This window comes from Pseudomonas wadenswilerensis (assembly GCF_024749185.1).
GTDB classification, from domain to species: domain Bacteria; phylum Pseudomonadota; class Gammaproteobacteria; order Pseudomonadales; family Pseudomonadaceae; genus Aquipseudomonas; species Aquipseudomonas wadenswilerensis.
In genome coordinates, this window is sequence record NZ_CP087191.1 from 535,527 (window position 1) to 548,672 (window position 13,146).

At 63.3% G+C, this 13,146-nt stretch carries 10 protein-coding genes and 1 pseudogene; all 11 read left to right on the plus strand.

All coding sequences use genetic code 11. The features are described 5' to 3' along the window. The 11 genes and pseudogenes from LOY45_RS02390 to LOY45_RS26910 all read left to right on the plus strand — a co-directional run bounded on the left by LOY45_RS02390 (position 1) and on the right by LOY45_RS26910 (position 12,976). Positions 1–1,425 (plus strand): N-acetylmuramoyl-L-alanine amidase, encoded by a 1,425-nt coding sequence (locus LOY45_RS02390; RefSeq protein WP_205125920.1) that lies wholly within the window; start codon positions 1–3, stop codon positions 1,423–1,425. Further along, positions 1,422–3,323, plus strand: coding sequence for a DNA mismatch repair endonuclease MutL (gene mutL, locus LOY45_RS02395; RefSeq protein ID WP_258578695.1), 1,902 nt, complete (start codon positions 1,422–1,424; stop codon positions 3,321–3,323). Before LOY45_RS02390 ends, mutL begins: the two co-directional genes overlap by 4 nt. A gap of 1 nt (position 3,324) precedes the next feature. Continuing rightward, the gene (gene miaA, locus LOY45_RS02400) at positions 3,325–4,296 is read left to right on the plus strand and encodes a tRNA (adenosine(37)-N6)-dimethylallyltransferase MiaA (protein ID WP_134064515.1); all 972 of its coding nucleotides are present in this window, start codon (positions 3,325–3,327) and stop codon (positions 4,294–4,296) included. 96 nt (positions 4,297–4,392) lie between these two features. Continuing rightward, positions 4,393–4,653, plus strand: a complete 261-nt coding sequence (gene hfq / locus LOY45_RS02405; RefSeq protein ID WP_010221594.1) for an RNA chaperone Hfq — start codon at positions 4,393–4,395, stop codon at positions 4,651–4,653. A 12-nt stretch (positions 4,654–4,665) separates the two neighbouring features. Next, positions 4,666–5,967: a ribosome rescue GTPase HflX gene (gene hflX, locus LOY45_RS02410; protein WP_010221595.1), complete on the plus strand. Its 1,302-nt coding sequence runs from the start codon at positions 4,666–4,668 to the stop codon at positions 5,965–5,967. A 96-nt stretch (positions 5,968–6,063) separates the two neighbouring features. After that, positions 6,064–7,224 (plus strand): FtsH protease activity modulator HflK, encoded by a 1,161-nt coding sequence (hflK, locus tag LOY45_RS02415; protein WP_115089095.1) that lies wholly within the window; start codon positions 6,064–6,066, stop codon positions 7,222–7,224. After that, complete coding sequence (hflC, locus tag LOY45_RS02420) at positions 7,224–8,093, plus strand: protease modulator HflC (RefSeq protein ID WP_010221597.1); 870 nt, start codon at positions 7,224–7,226, stop codon at positions 8,091–8,093. The genes hflK and hflC overlap by 1 nt, the downstream gene beginning before the upstream one ends. 275 nt (positions 8,094–8,368) lie before the next feature. Further along, on the plus strand, positions 8,369–9,556 hold the full coding sequence (locus LOY45_RS02425) for an ATP phosphoribosyltransferase regulatory subunit (protein WP_038997444.1): 1,188 nt from the start codon (positions 8,369–8,371) through the stop codon (positions 9,554–9,556). A 54-nt stretch (positions 9,557–9,610) separates the two neighbouring features. Beyond that, positions 9,611–10,903: an adenylosuccinate synthase gene (locus tag LOY45_RS02430; RefSeq protein ID WP_010221599.1), complete on the plus strand. Its 1,293-nt coding sequence runs from the start codon at positions 9,611–9,613 to the stop codon at positions 10,901–10,903. Between the two features lie 954 nt (positions 10,904–11,857). After that, positions 11,858–12,070, plus strand: a pseudogene (locus LOY45_RS26905) (methyl-accepting chemotaxis protein); the annotation flags it as partial. 201 nt (positions 12,071–12,271) lie between these two features. Continuing rightward, the gene (locus LOY45_RS26910; RefSeq protein WP_412034218.1) at positions 12,272–12,976 is read left to right on the plus strand and encodes a methyl-accepting chemotaxis protein; all 705 of its coding nucleotides are present in this window, start codon (positions 12,272–12,274) and stop codon (positions 12,974–12,976) included. Positions 12,977–13,146: the final 170 nt, after the last annotated feature.

Consider the following 13,146-nt stretch of genomic DNA (forward strand, 5'->3'; position numbering starts at 1 on the left):
ATGGGGATAGGTATGCGCATTCGCGCACTGGTTTCTGTCGTAGGACTGCTGCTTACGGCAGTAGCCGTGGACGCTCTGGCCGTTACGCAAGTCAAAAGTATGCGTTTATGGCGAGCGCCGGATAACACACGGCTGGTCTTCGACCTCTCGGGCCCTGTGCAGCACAGCGTATTTACCCTGACCGCCCCGGATCGCCTGGTGATCGACATCAATGGCGCGACCCTGGCCGCGCCGCTTTCAGTGTCCACCTCCAACACCCCGATTACCAGCGTGCGCTCGGCCCAGCGTACGCCCACCGACCTGCGCGTGGTGGTTGACCTCAAGAAGTCGGTGACGCCCAAGAGCTTCACCCTGGCGCCCAACGCGCAGTACGGCAACCGCCTGGTGGTCGATCTGTTCGACCAGGAGGCCGACGCCGTCACCCCGCCGCCGACCCCGCCGGTCGCCACCACGCCTGCGGTGCCGGTGACTCCGGCACAACCGGCGATCAAGCTGACCCCGGTGCCCAATGGCAAGCGTGACATCGTCATCGCCATCGACGCCGGTCACGGCGGTGAAGACCCGGGGGCTTCCGGCTCGCGCGGCCAACACGAAAAAGACATCGTCCTGGCCATCGCCAAGGAACTGCAGCGCCAGATCAACTCCGAGAAGGGCTTCCGCGCCGAGCTGACCCGTACCGGCGACTACTTCATCCCGCTGCGTAAACGCACCGAGATTGCCCGCAAGAAGGGCGCCGACCTGTTCATTTCGATCCACGCTGACGCCGCGCCGTCCAAGGCCGCGTTTGGTGCCTCGGTGTTCGCCTTGTCCGATCGCGGTGCCACCTCGGAAACCGCGCGCTGGCTGGCCGACAGCGAAAACCGCTCCGACCTGATCGGTGGTGCCGGTAACGTTAGCCTCGATGACAAGGACCGCATGCTCGCCGGTGTGCTGCTCGACCTGTCGATGACCGCTTCGCTGAGCTCCAGCCTCAACGTCGGGCAGAAGGTCCTGGGCAACATGGGCCGTATCACGCCGCTGCACAAGCAGCGCGTCGAACAGGCCGGCTTCATGGTGCTGAAATCGCCGGACATCCCGTCGATCCTGGTGGAAACCGGCTTTATCTCCAACGCCAACGAGGCCGCCAAGCTGGCGACCCCGAGCCACCAGCAGTCCCTCGCCCGCTCGATTCACAGTGGCGTGCGCCAGTTCTTCCAGCAGAACCCGCCGCCGGGCACTTATGTGGCCTGGCTGCGTGACAGCGGCAAGATTGCCCAGGGCCCACGCGAGCATTCGGTGCGCCCGGGCGAGACCTTGGCGATGATCGCCGTGCGCTATCAGGTCAGCGTTGCCAGCCTGCGCAGCGCCAACAGCCTGAAGACCGATGAGCTGAAAGTCGGCCAGCACCTGAACATCCCGACCACAGCACTGGCGGCCCAGCAATGAGCAGCAGTGCCCGGATCGAGCTGCTCAGCCCGCGGCTGGCCAACCAGATTGCTGCTGGTGAGGTAGTCGAGCGCCCGGCCTCGGTAATCAAGGAGCTGCTGGAAAACAGCCTGGACTCCGGTGCCAAACGCATCGACGTCGAAGTCGAGCAGGGCGGCGTCAAGTTGCTGCGGGTGCGCGACGACGGTGGCGGTATCGCTGCCGATGACCTGCCGCTGGCCCTGGCCCGGCACGCCACCAGCAAGATCCGCGACCTGGAAGACCTCGAGCGGGTCATGAGCCTGGGCTTTCGTGGTGAGGCCCTGGCCTCGATCAGTTCGGTCGCCCGCCTGACCCTGACCTCGCGCACCCGTGACGCCGAGCAGGCCTGGCAGGTGGAAACCGAAGGCCGCGACATGGCCCCGCGGGTGCAGCCTGCGGCGCATCCGGTCGGCACCTCGGTGGAAGTGCGCGACCTGTTCTTCAATACTCCAGCCCGGCGCAAGTTCCTCAAGACCGAGAAAACTGAATTCGATCACCTGCAGGAAGTGATCCGGCGCCTGGCGCTGGCGCGTTTCGACGTGGGTTTTCACCTGCGTCACAACGGCAAAAGCATTCTCAGCCTGCACGAAGCCCATGACGACACTGCTCGCGCTCGCCGCGTAGCCGCTATTTGTGGCCCGGGCTTCCTTGAGCAGGCGCTGCCGATCGAAGTCGAGCGCAACGGCTTGCACCTGTGGGGCTGGGTCGGCCTGCCGACCTTCTCGCGCAGTCAGGCCGACCTCCAGTACTTCTTCGTCAACGGCCGCGCAGTGCGCGACAAGCTAGTCGCCCACGCCGTGCGCCAGGCTTATCGCGACGTGCTGTTCAACGGTCGGCACCCGACCTTTGTGCTGTTTCTCGAAGTCGACCCGACAGGCGTCGACGTCAACGTGCACCCGACCAAGCACGAAGTGCGCTTCCGTGACGGGCGCATGGTTCACGACTTTCTATACGGCACCTTGCACCGCGCCCTGGCCGATGTGCGCCCGGAAGACCAGTTGGCCGCGCCTGCTGCGACCGGCGAGATCGTCCGTCCCAGCGGCATTCAGGCGGGTGAGTTCGGGCCTCAGGGCGAGATGCGCCTGGCCGCCAATCTGCTCGAGCAGCTGCCTGCCGAGCCAGGCCTGCGCCCGTCCCTGGGCAGCAATGGCAGTGGCGCTGGCTATCAGTATCAGTACACACCGCGGCCAGCCCAGGCATTGCCTGCGGCCGAAGCCCAGGGTGTGTACCGTGAGTTCTTTGCCCCACTGAACGATGCCGCGCCTGCTGCATTGCCCGAAGGCCAGGGCGACATCCCGCCTCTGGGTTACGCCCTGGCCCAGCTCAAGGGCATCTATATCCTTGCCGAAAACGCCGTCGGCCTGGTGCTGGTTGACATGCACGCCGCCCATGAGCGGATCATGTACGAGCGCCTCAAGGTGGCCATGGCCAGCGAAGGCCTCAGCGGCCAACCGCTGCTGGTGCCGGAATCCCTGGCTTTGAGCCAGCGCGAAGCCGATTGCGCCGAAGAGCACGCCGAGTGGTTCCAGCGCCTGGGCTTCGAGTTGCAGCGCCTGGGCCCGGAAAGCCTGGCGATCCGGCAGATTCCAGCGCTGCTCAAGCAAGCCGAGGCCAATCGCCTGGTTCAGGATGTACTGGCGGACCTGATGGAATACGGCACCAGCGACCGTATTCAGGCGCACCTGAACGAACTGCTCGGGACCATGGCCTGCCACGGCGCGATCCGCGCCAACCGGCGCCTGGCCATCCCGGAAATGAACGGCCTGCTGCGCGACATGGAAAACACCGAGCGCAGCGGTCAATGCAACCATGGCCGACCGACCTGGACCCAGATGGGCCTGGACGATCTGGACAAACTGTTCCTGCGCGGTCGATGACATGAGTGGCAAACCTCCAGCGATATTCCTCATGGGCCCGACTGCGGCGGGCAAGACCGACCTTGCCATCGAGCTGACCAAGGTCCTGCCATGCGAGCTGATCAGTGTCGACTCGGCGCTGGTCTACCGTGGCATGGACATTGGCACCGCCAAACCGTCCAAAGAGATTCTGGCTGCCCATCCGCATCGCTTGATCGACATCCTTGACCCGGCTGAAAGCTATTCGGCCGCCGATTTTCGTCGCGATGCGCTGGAGGCCATGGCCGATATCACCGCGCGCGGCAAAATCCCCCTGCTGGTCGGCGGCACCATGCTTTATTACAAGGCATTGCTCGAAGGCCTGGCAGACATGCCGGCGGCTGACCCGCAGGTGCGTGCCGAACTCGAAGACGAGGTCCAGCGCCTCGGCTTGCACGCCCTGCACCAGCAACTGGCGGCGGTCGACCCGGAATCGGCGGCGCGTATTCATCCCAATGACCCGCAGCGGCTGATCCGCGCGCTGGAGGTCTACCGGGTCAGCGGCCTGACGATGACGTCACATCGCCAGCGTCAATCCGCGGAAAGTAGCGCCGCAGGCACGTCCGCAGCGGGCCAATTGCCCTATACTGTCGCCAGCCTGGCCATTGCGCCTGCCGATCGACACGTATTGCACGAGCGGATTGCGCTAAGATTCGGGCAAATGCTGGAACAGGGCTTCGTTGACGAGGTCCGATTGCTGCGAGCCAGAAGTGACTTGCATGCGGGGCTGCCGTCTATACGGGCGGTTGGTTATCGCCAGGTCTGGGATCACCTTGATGGCAAGTTGACTTCAGTGGAAATGCAGGAGCGCGGCATTATTGCCACTCGCCAATTGGCGAAGCGGCAGTTCACCTGGTTGCGTAGTTGGGCTGACCTGCACTGGTTGGACAGCCTGGCCTGCGACAATCTGTCTCGCACCTTGAAATACCTTGGATCGGTCTCCATATTGAGCTGAGTCCTTGCAATAGCCGTCTATCCTTGGGGTGGGGCGGCTTGAGCCATCAGTTTTTCTTTGATTTTTTTACTATTGATCCTTACAGGAGTGCGGCATATGTCAAAAGGGCATTCGCTACAAGACCCTTACTTGAATACTTTGAGAAAAGAAAAAGTTGGGGTTTCGATCTATCTGGTTAACGGTATCAAGCTGCAAGGCACGATCGAATCCTTCGACCAGTTCGTGATTCTGCTGAAGAACACCGTCAGCCAGATGGTTTACAAGCACGCCATCTCGACAGTTGTCCCTGTGCGTCCGATCCGTCTGCCTAGCGCAACCGAATCAGAGCAAGGCGACGCTGAGCCAGGTAACGCCTGATAGGAGTCTGCTTTGTTCTTTGAGCGCCACGGTGGTGGTGAACGGGCAGTCCTCGTTCACTTGGAAGGTCAGAACCCTGAGGCGCGCGAAGATCCGCAGGAGTTTCAGGAGCTGGCACTGTCGGCTGGGGCCGATATTGTCGCGTTCGCCAATGTGGCGCGACATCAGCCCACCGCCAAATACCTGATTGGCAGCGGCAAGGTCGAAGAGTTACGCGACCTGGTCAACGCCGAACAGGTAGATTTGGTGATTTTCAATCACACCCTCACCCCCAGTCAGGAACGTAACCTCGAACGAGTCTTCGAGTGTCGCGTGCTTGACCGCACCGGTCTGATTCTCGACATCTTCGCCCAGCGGGCGCGTACCCATGAAGGCAAGCTGCAGGTCGAACTGGCCCAGCTCGAGCACATGAGCACGCGGTTGGTGCGTGGCTGGACTCACCTTGAGCGGCAAAAAGGCGGTATCGGCCTGCGCGGCCCGGGTGAAACCCAGCTGGAAACCGACCGCCGCCTGCTGCGGGTACGCCTGCGCCAGATCAAGGCGCGCCTGGAGAAGGTCCGCAGCCAGCGTGAACAAGCTCGCCGTGGCCGTAAACGGGCGGATATCCCCTCGGTTTCCCTGGTCGGCTACACCAACGCCGGCAAGTCCACCCTGTTCAACGCCCTGACCCAGTCCGAGGTCTATGCCGCCGACCAGTTGTTCGCGACCCTCGACCCGACCCTGCGCCGGCTTGAGCTCGACGACCTCGGGCCGATCGTGCTGGCCGACACCGTGGGCTTCATTCGTCACCTGCCGCACAAGCTGGTCGAGGCATTTCGGGCTACGCTCGAAGAGTCGAGCAACTCCGACCTGCTGCTGCACGTGATCGACGCCCATGAGCCTGAGCGCATGGCGCAGATCGAGCAGGTCATGGCGGTACTGGGAGAGATCGGTGCAGAAGGCTTGCCGATCCTCGAGGTCTATAACAAACTCGACCTGCTTGAAGGTGTCGAGCCGCAGATTCAGCGCGATGCCGATGGCAAGCCGCAACGGGTCTGGGTCTCGGCCCGCGATGGTCGGGGGCTGGAGCTGGTGGGGCAGGCGGTCGCCGAATTGCTGGGGGATGACCTGTTTGTCGGTACCTTGCGCCTTGAGCAGCGTTTCGCCCGGCTGCGCGCGCAGTTCTTTGAACTGGGTGCGGTGCAGAGCGAAGAGCATGACGATGAAGGCAGCAGCCTGCTGGCTGTGCGATTGCCGCGGGTGGAGTTGAACCGCCTGGTCAGCCGCGAAGGTTTGCAGCCGCTGGAGTTCATCGAGCAACATACTTTGCAATAAATGCCCGGCGACGCGGTCGGGCAGCCGTGACAGGCATTCTGTAGCATTGGACGGCGCGCCGTGGGCGCGTCTTTGCTTTATCAGATGGAGAGCGCTATGGCTTGGAATGAGCCGGGTGGCAACTCGAACAATCAGGATCCGTGGGGCGGGCGCCGTGGTGGCGACAAGAAAGGGCCACCGGATCTCGACGAGGCCTTCCGCAAGCTGCAGGACAGCCTGAACGGCATGTTCGGCAGTGGCAAGAAACGCGGTGGTGATGGCGGCATCGGCAAGGGCGGTGGCTTCGGCCTGCTCGGCATCGGTCTCGCCGTGCTTGCAGCTATCTGGCTGTACAGCGCCGTGTACGTGGTCGACGAACAGGAGCAGGCAGTCGTGCTGCGCTTCGGCAAATACTACGAAACCGTAGGGCCGGGCCTGAACATCTACTTCCCGCCGATCGATCGCAAGTACATGGAGAACGTTACTCGCGAACGTGCCTATACCAAGCAGGGGCAGATGCTGACCGAAGACGAGAACATCGTCGAGGTGCCGCTGACCGTGCAGTACAAGATCACCAACCTGCAGGATTTCGTGCTGAACGTCGATCAGCCTGAAATCAGCCTGCAGCACGCGACCGACAGTGCCTTGCGTCACGTGGTGGGTTCCACCGCGATGGACAAGGTGCTGACCGAAGGTCGTGAGCAGATGGCCGTGGAAATCAAGGAGCGCCTGCAGCGTTTCCTCGATACCTACCGTACCGGTATCACCGTCACCCAGGTCAACGTACAGAGCGCGGCAGCCCCGCGTGAAGTGCAGGAAGCCTTCGATGACGTGATCCGTGCCCGTGAAGACGAGCAGCGTGCCCGCAACCAGGCCGAGTCCTACGCCAATGGCGTGGTGCCGGAAGCCCGTGGTCAGGCCCAGCGGATCATCGAGGATGCCAACGGTTACCGCGACGAAGTCGTCTCGCGCGCCAAGGGTGAGGCCGACCGCTTCACCAAACTGGTCGCCGAGTACCGCAAGGCCCCTGAAGTGACCCGTCAGCGCCTGTACCTGGACACCATGCAGGAAGTCTACAGCAACACCAGCAAGGTCCTGGTTTCCGGCAAGGACGGCCAGAGCAACCTGCTGTACCTGCCGCTGGACAAGATGGTGCAGGGCAGCCGTTCCGGCTCTGCCCCGGTCACCGTTGCGCCGTCGGCCAACGCCGATGCGGCCAACCGCGCGGCGGAGCTGCAACAGCAGCAAACACAGTTGCGTACTAGGGAGAGCCGCTGATGAGCAATAAATCGCTGATCGCCCTGATCGTGGCCGTGGTGCTGGCGATCGTGGCCTGGAACAGCTTCTACATCGTGGCCCAGACCGAGCGTGCGGTACTCCTGCAATTTGGTCGTGTGGTCCAGGCTGATGTCCAGCCCGGCCTGCATGTGAAGGTTCCTTACGTCAACCAGGTGCGCAAGTTCGACGCCCGCCTGATGACCCTGGACGCCCCGACCCAGCGCTTCCTGACCCTCGAAAAGAAAGCGGTGATGGTCGACGCCTACGCCAAATGGCGGGTCAAGGACGCCGAGCGCTTCTATACCGCGACCTCGGGCCTCAAGCAGATCGCCGACGAACGTCTGTCGCGCCGTCTGGAAAGCGGCCTGCGTGACCAGTTCGGTAAGCGCACCCTGCACGAAGTGGTCTCCGGTGAACGTGACGCGCTGATGGCTGACATCACTGCATCGCTGAACCGCATGGCCAGCAAGGAACTGGGTATCGAAGTGGTCGACGTTCGCGTCAAGGCCATCGACCTGCCCAAGGAAGTCAACCGCAGCGTGTTCGAGCGGATGAGCACCGAGCGTGAGCGTGAAGCCCGCGAGCACCGCGCCAAGGGTAACGAGCTGGCCGAAGGCATCCGTGCCGACGCCGATCGTCAGCGCCGTGTACTGCTGGCTGAAGCCTACCGGGAATCGGAAGAAACCCGCGGTGACGGCGATGCCCAGGCCGCGTCGATCTACGCCAAGGCCTACGGTCAGGACCAGGAGTTCTACGCGTTCTACCGTAGCCTCAAGGCCTACCGCGAGAGCTTTGCCGACAAGAGCGATGTACTCGTGCTCGATCCGAGCAGCGAGTTCTTCCGCTTCATGGGCAAGACCAAGCCATAAGCATCTACCCCGCCGGGCGGCTAAAACGCCTGGCGGGGTGATCCCGCGAGAAAACGGGTGTATGATGCGGCAGCCGGGAAATTCCCGGCTTTTTTGCGTCTGCAAGATCGAACGGTTCAAACCCGGCTCGGGTCTACAGAGCAGCCCAAGGTATTCGAGGGTATAGGCACGGCGGTAGCGCTGGAATCGGTGCTGCGCGCCATTGTTTGCCGATACCTGCTTCACTCAAGGCTCGCCCGCGGGCAGGCCGCCCGGACCATAGGGGAAATGGCGAAATGGCAACGGTAGACCGCTGGCTGCTGCCAGATGGCATCGAAGAAGTACTGCCACCTGAGGCGGCGCGCATCGAGATCGCGCGTCGGCAGGTGTTGGATCTGTTCCAGAGCTGGGGTTATGACTTCGTCGTGACCCCGCATATCGAGTACCTGGAATCGCTGCTCACCGGTGCCGGCCAGGACCTGGACCTGCGGACCTTCAAGGTCATCGACCCGCAATCGGGCCGGCAGATGGGTTTCCGTGCCGACATCACCCCGCAGGTTGCGCGCATCGATGCGCACACCCTGCGTCGTGAAGGGCCGAGCCGCCTGTGCTATGCCGGCAGCGTGCTGCACGCTTTGCCGCGGGCGCTGTCGACTTCGCGCAGCCCGATCCAGCTCGGTGCCGAGCTGTACGGCGACGCCAGCCCGGTCAGCGACGTCGAGGTGATCAGCCTGATGCTGGCCATGCTGCAACTGGCCGATGTGCCGGATGTGCACATGGACCTTGGCCATGTCGGTATCTACCGTGGCCTGGCCCGTGCTGCCGGCCTGTCGGGTGCGATCGAGCAACAACTGTTCGATGCCTTGCAGCGCAAGGCCGTCGACGAAGTGATCGAGCTGACCGCCAAGCTGCCAGCGGACCTGGCCGGCATGCTGCGCTCGCTCACCGAGCTGTGCGGTGGCCGTGAAGTGCTGGCCGAGGCGCGTGTGCGTCTTGGCCGTGCACCGGCTGCGGTACTGGCGGCACTGGATGACCTGATGGCGATCGCCGAGCGGCTGGCCACGCGTTACCCCGAGCTGCCACTGTATTTTGACCTGGGCGAGTTGCGTGGCTACCACTACCACACCGGTGTGGTGTTTGCTGCGTTCGTCCCGGGTGTCGGTCAGTCGATCGCCCAGGGCGGTCGTTACGACGACATCGGAGCGGACTTTGGCCGGGCACGCCCGGCTACCGGTTTCTCCACGGATTTGAAGACCCTGGTCACACTGGGGCGAGCCGAGGTGGTATTGCCGTCTGGCGGGATCTGGATGCCCGACAGCAGCGATGCGGCACTCTGGCAGTTGGTCTGCCAATTGCGCAGTGAAGGTCAGCGGGTGGTTCAGGCCTTGCCTGGGCAGCCATTGACTGCCGCCGTCGAGGCGGATTGCGATCGGCAATTGATTCAGCAAAACGGGCTTTGGCAGGTTCTGCCGCTGGCCATTTGAGATTCCCCGCCGGTACGAGCCGGCGCCAAGTTTGCGCGAATGAGGACAAGTGTTATGGGTAAGAATGTCGTAGTCCTGGGCACCCAGTGGGGTGATGAGGGCAAAGGCAAGATCGTTGATCTGCTGACCGAACATGCTGCCGCCGTAGTGCGCTACCAGGGTGGCCACAACGCTGGTCACACCCTGGTGATCGACGGTGAGAAAACCGTGCTGCACCTGATCCCTTCGGGCGTGCTGCGCGAAGGCGTGCAGTGCCTGATCGGCAACGGCGTGGTGGTTGCACCTGACGCCCTGCTGCGTGAAATCAACAAGCTGGAAGAGAAAGGCGTACCGGTGCGTGAGCGCCTGCGCATCAGCCCTTCCTGCCCGCTGATCCTGTCCTACCACGTGGCCCTCGACCAGGCCCGCGAAAAAGCCCGTGGCGAGCAGAAGATCGGCACCACCGGTCGCGGCATCGGCCCGGCCTACGAAGACAAGGTTGCCCGTCGCGGCCTGCGCATCGGTGACTTGTTCCACCGCGAGCGTTTCGCTGCCAAGCTCGGCGAGCTGCTGGACTACCACAACTTCGTGCTGGTCAATTACTACAAAGAGCCTGCAATCGACTTCCAGAAGACCCTGGACGAGTGCATGGAATACGCCGAGCTGCTCAAGCCGATGATGCTCGACGTCACCGCCGAGCTGCACAACCTGCGTCGCGCTGGCAAGGACATCATGTTCGAAGGCGCCCAGGGCTCGCTGCTGGACATCGACCACGGTACCTACCCGTTCGTGACCAGCTCCAACACCACCGCTGGCGGCATCGCTACCGGTTCGGGCGTTGGCCCTATGTACCTGGACTACATCCTCGGTATCACCAAGGCCTACACCACCCGCGTTGGCTCGGGCCCTTTCCCGACCGAACTGTTCGATGACGTCGGTGCCTTCCTGGCCAAGCGTGGTCACGAGTTCGGCGCCACCACCGGTCGTGCCCGTCGTTGCGGCTGGTTCGATGCCGTGATCCTGCGTCGCGCCATCGACGTCAACAGCATCTCCGGCCTGTGCCTGACCAAGCTGGACGTGCTCGACGGCCTGGAAACCATCCGTATCTGCGTTGGCTACAAGAACGAGAACGGTGCCGTTATCGATGCCCCGACCGACGCCGACAGCTACATCGGCCTGGAGCCGGTGTACGAAGAAATGCCGGGCTGGAGCGAGTCGACCCTGGGTGCCAAGACCCTGGAAGAACTGCCGGCCAACGCCCGTGCCTACATCAAGCGTGTGGAAGAGCTGGTCGGCGCGCCGATCGACATCATCTCCACCGGCCCGGACCGCAACGAGACCATCGTGCTGCGTCATCCGTTCGCCTGATCCGCGACTGATGTAAAGACAAAGGCCCCTTGATAGGGGCCTTTGTCGTTTCTGTCGGCTGATCGGCACAACCTTTGCTGTAAGAATCACTCCAGCGGTGCCATCACTTTAATGGCCCCAGAAGTAGAGGGTTCTTTCGTGTCCGCCGTTCTCTCACTGTTACGAAGCCGCCTGTTGCGGCCTGTCTTTGTTGCTCTCGGTATCGCTCTTTTGGTGCAGGTGCTGGTCGCGGTCGCGCTGACCCGGAGCACGGTGACTGCCCTGGAGGCCGATCTGGGCAACCGTCTGGCTGCCGACAGCCAGAAGCTTTCTGCCGAACTCGAGCAGGCCGGCCAGGAGGTAAGCTCCGGGCTCGACAGCTTGTCTGCCAGTACCCGCCAGCGTCTGGCTGCAGGCCTTTCCACGCGCCTGCAGGATGAGCAGGCGCAGTTGCGGGCAACGCTGGAGAAGAATCTCAAGGATTCGGCAAACGACATGGCTGAGTTGCTTGCCTCGGTGGCGCCGCGGGCCATGTGGGACAACGACGTGCCGACCCTGTCGGAGTTTTCCCGTCGGGCCCAGCGCAACCCTAACGTGCTGTTCGTCATCTACGACGACGCCCAGGGGCAGCACCTGACCCGTTATCTCAACCGGCAGAACCCGATCAACCAGGCGCTGCTGGAAAAGGGCAAGGGTGAGCGGGCGCTGGACAAGGTGCTGGATGCTGCGCGCAACGACCCGTCGGTGTATTTCGTCGAGGCCCCTATCAACCCCAATGGTGTCGAGATCGGCAAGGTGCTGATGGGCGTTTCCACTGCCGTGGTCGACCACGAGCTGGTGGCGCTGGACAAACGCTTCTTGGCGTTGATTGCCAGTGGCGATCAGTTGGTCGGCGACAGCCTGGTGGGCGCCGCGGCAGACAGCAACAAGGCCCTGCGCGCGCGTCTGGAGGCGGCTCAGGCCAGCGCTGCCGGCATGCAGGCCAATACCTCGCAAAGCGTCCAGGACGCCGCGGCAACCCTGCGCTGGAACATCGGTGTGGGGCTGGCCCTGGTCGGCCTGGGTGTACTGCTGGTGGTCGCGGTGGTGCTCGGCCGGCGCGTGGTCAACAAGCTGCGCCTGTTGATCGCTGCGCTGAACGACCTGGCGGCGGGTGAGGGTGACCTGACCAAGCGCGTTTCCATCGACAGTCGCGACGAGATCGGCGACATGGCTGCGGCGGTCAACCAGTTCGTTGCCAAGCTGCAGCCTATCGTGCGCGAAGCCGGTGAGGTGGCCCAGCGTACTGGCATCGAGATCGGTGCCATGACCCAGCGCAATGCCGGCGCCGACGCCGCTGCCGAACTGCAGCGCGACGAAGTCGCTGCCAGCCTGCGCGACCTGTCGAGCATGGCCGATGAGGCTCAGGCCGAAAGCCAGGCCATGCAATCGGCCTTGCAGCAAGTGGTGGATATTCGCCAGGCCACCGACGAGAACAGCCGTACTTCAACCCAGGTGGCCAAGCTCATCGAAGACCTGGCCGGACAGGTCGAGACCGGCTCCAAGGTCATCGAACGCCTGGCCCAGCAGAGCGAGCAGATCGAGGTGGTGCTGACGGTGATCCACGGTATTGCCGAGCAGACCAACCTGTTGGCACTCAACGCCGCCATCGAAGCGGCGCGGGCCGGGGAAACCGGGCGTGGCTTTGCCGTGGTGGCCGATGAAGTCAGGGCGCTGGCGAGCAAGACCCAGAGTTCGACCGGTGACATCCAGGCGCATATCGGTGCCTTGCAGCAAGGAGCAAAAGAAGCGGTGGCGGCAATCAGTCTGGCTGGGCGCCAGGCCAGCGAAGGCTTGCTGGTGCTGCGCGACAATGCGCGGGTGCAGCAGTCGGTGCAGGCTTCGGTGGAGCAGGTGCATGCGGCTATCGGCCTGGCTACCCGTGCGGCTGAGCAGCAGGCGCATGGGGCGCAGGCGGTGCGTGGCAGGGTGCAGACCATCCATGCTCAGGCCGAGCGGGCTGCCGAAGTGGTGATGCAAACCACCGCCAGCAGCAAGGTGCTCGACGACCTGGCGGCGCAGCTCAAGGCTAGCCTGGGGCAGTTCCGGGCCTAGTGTGGGAGCCGGCCTAGCCGGCGATGAGTTCGGTGCAGCCAGCACATCATGTGTTGCCTGAATTACGACCGCTTCGCGCTCGATTGCTGGCAAGTCCAGCTCCCACGGGTCTGTTGCATGCAGGTCCATTGTGGGAGCCGGCCTTGCCGGCGATGGGCTGCGAAAGCAGC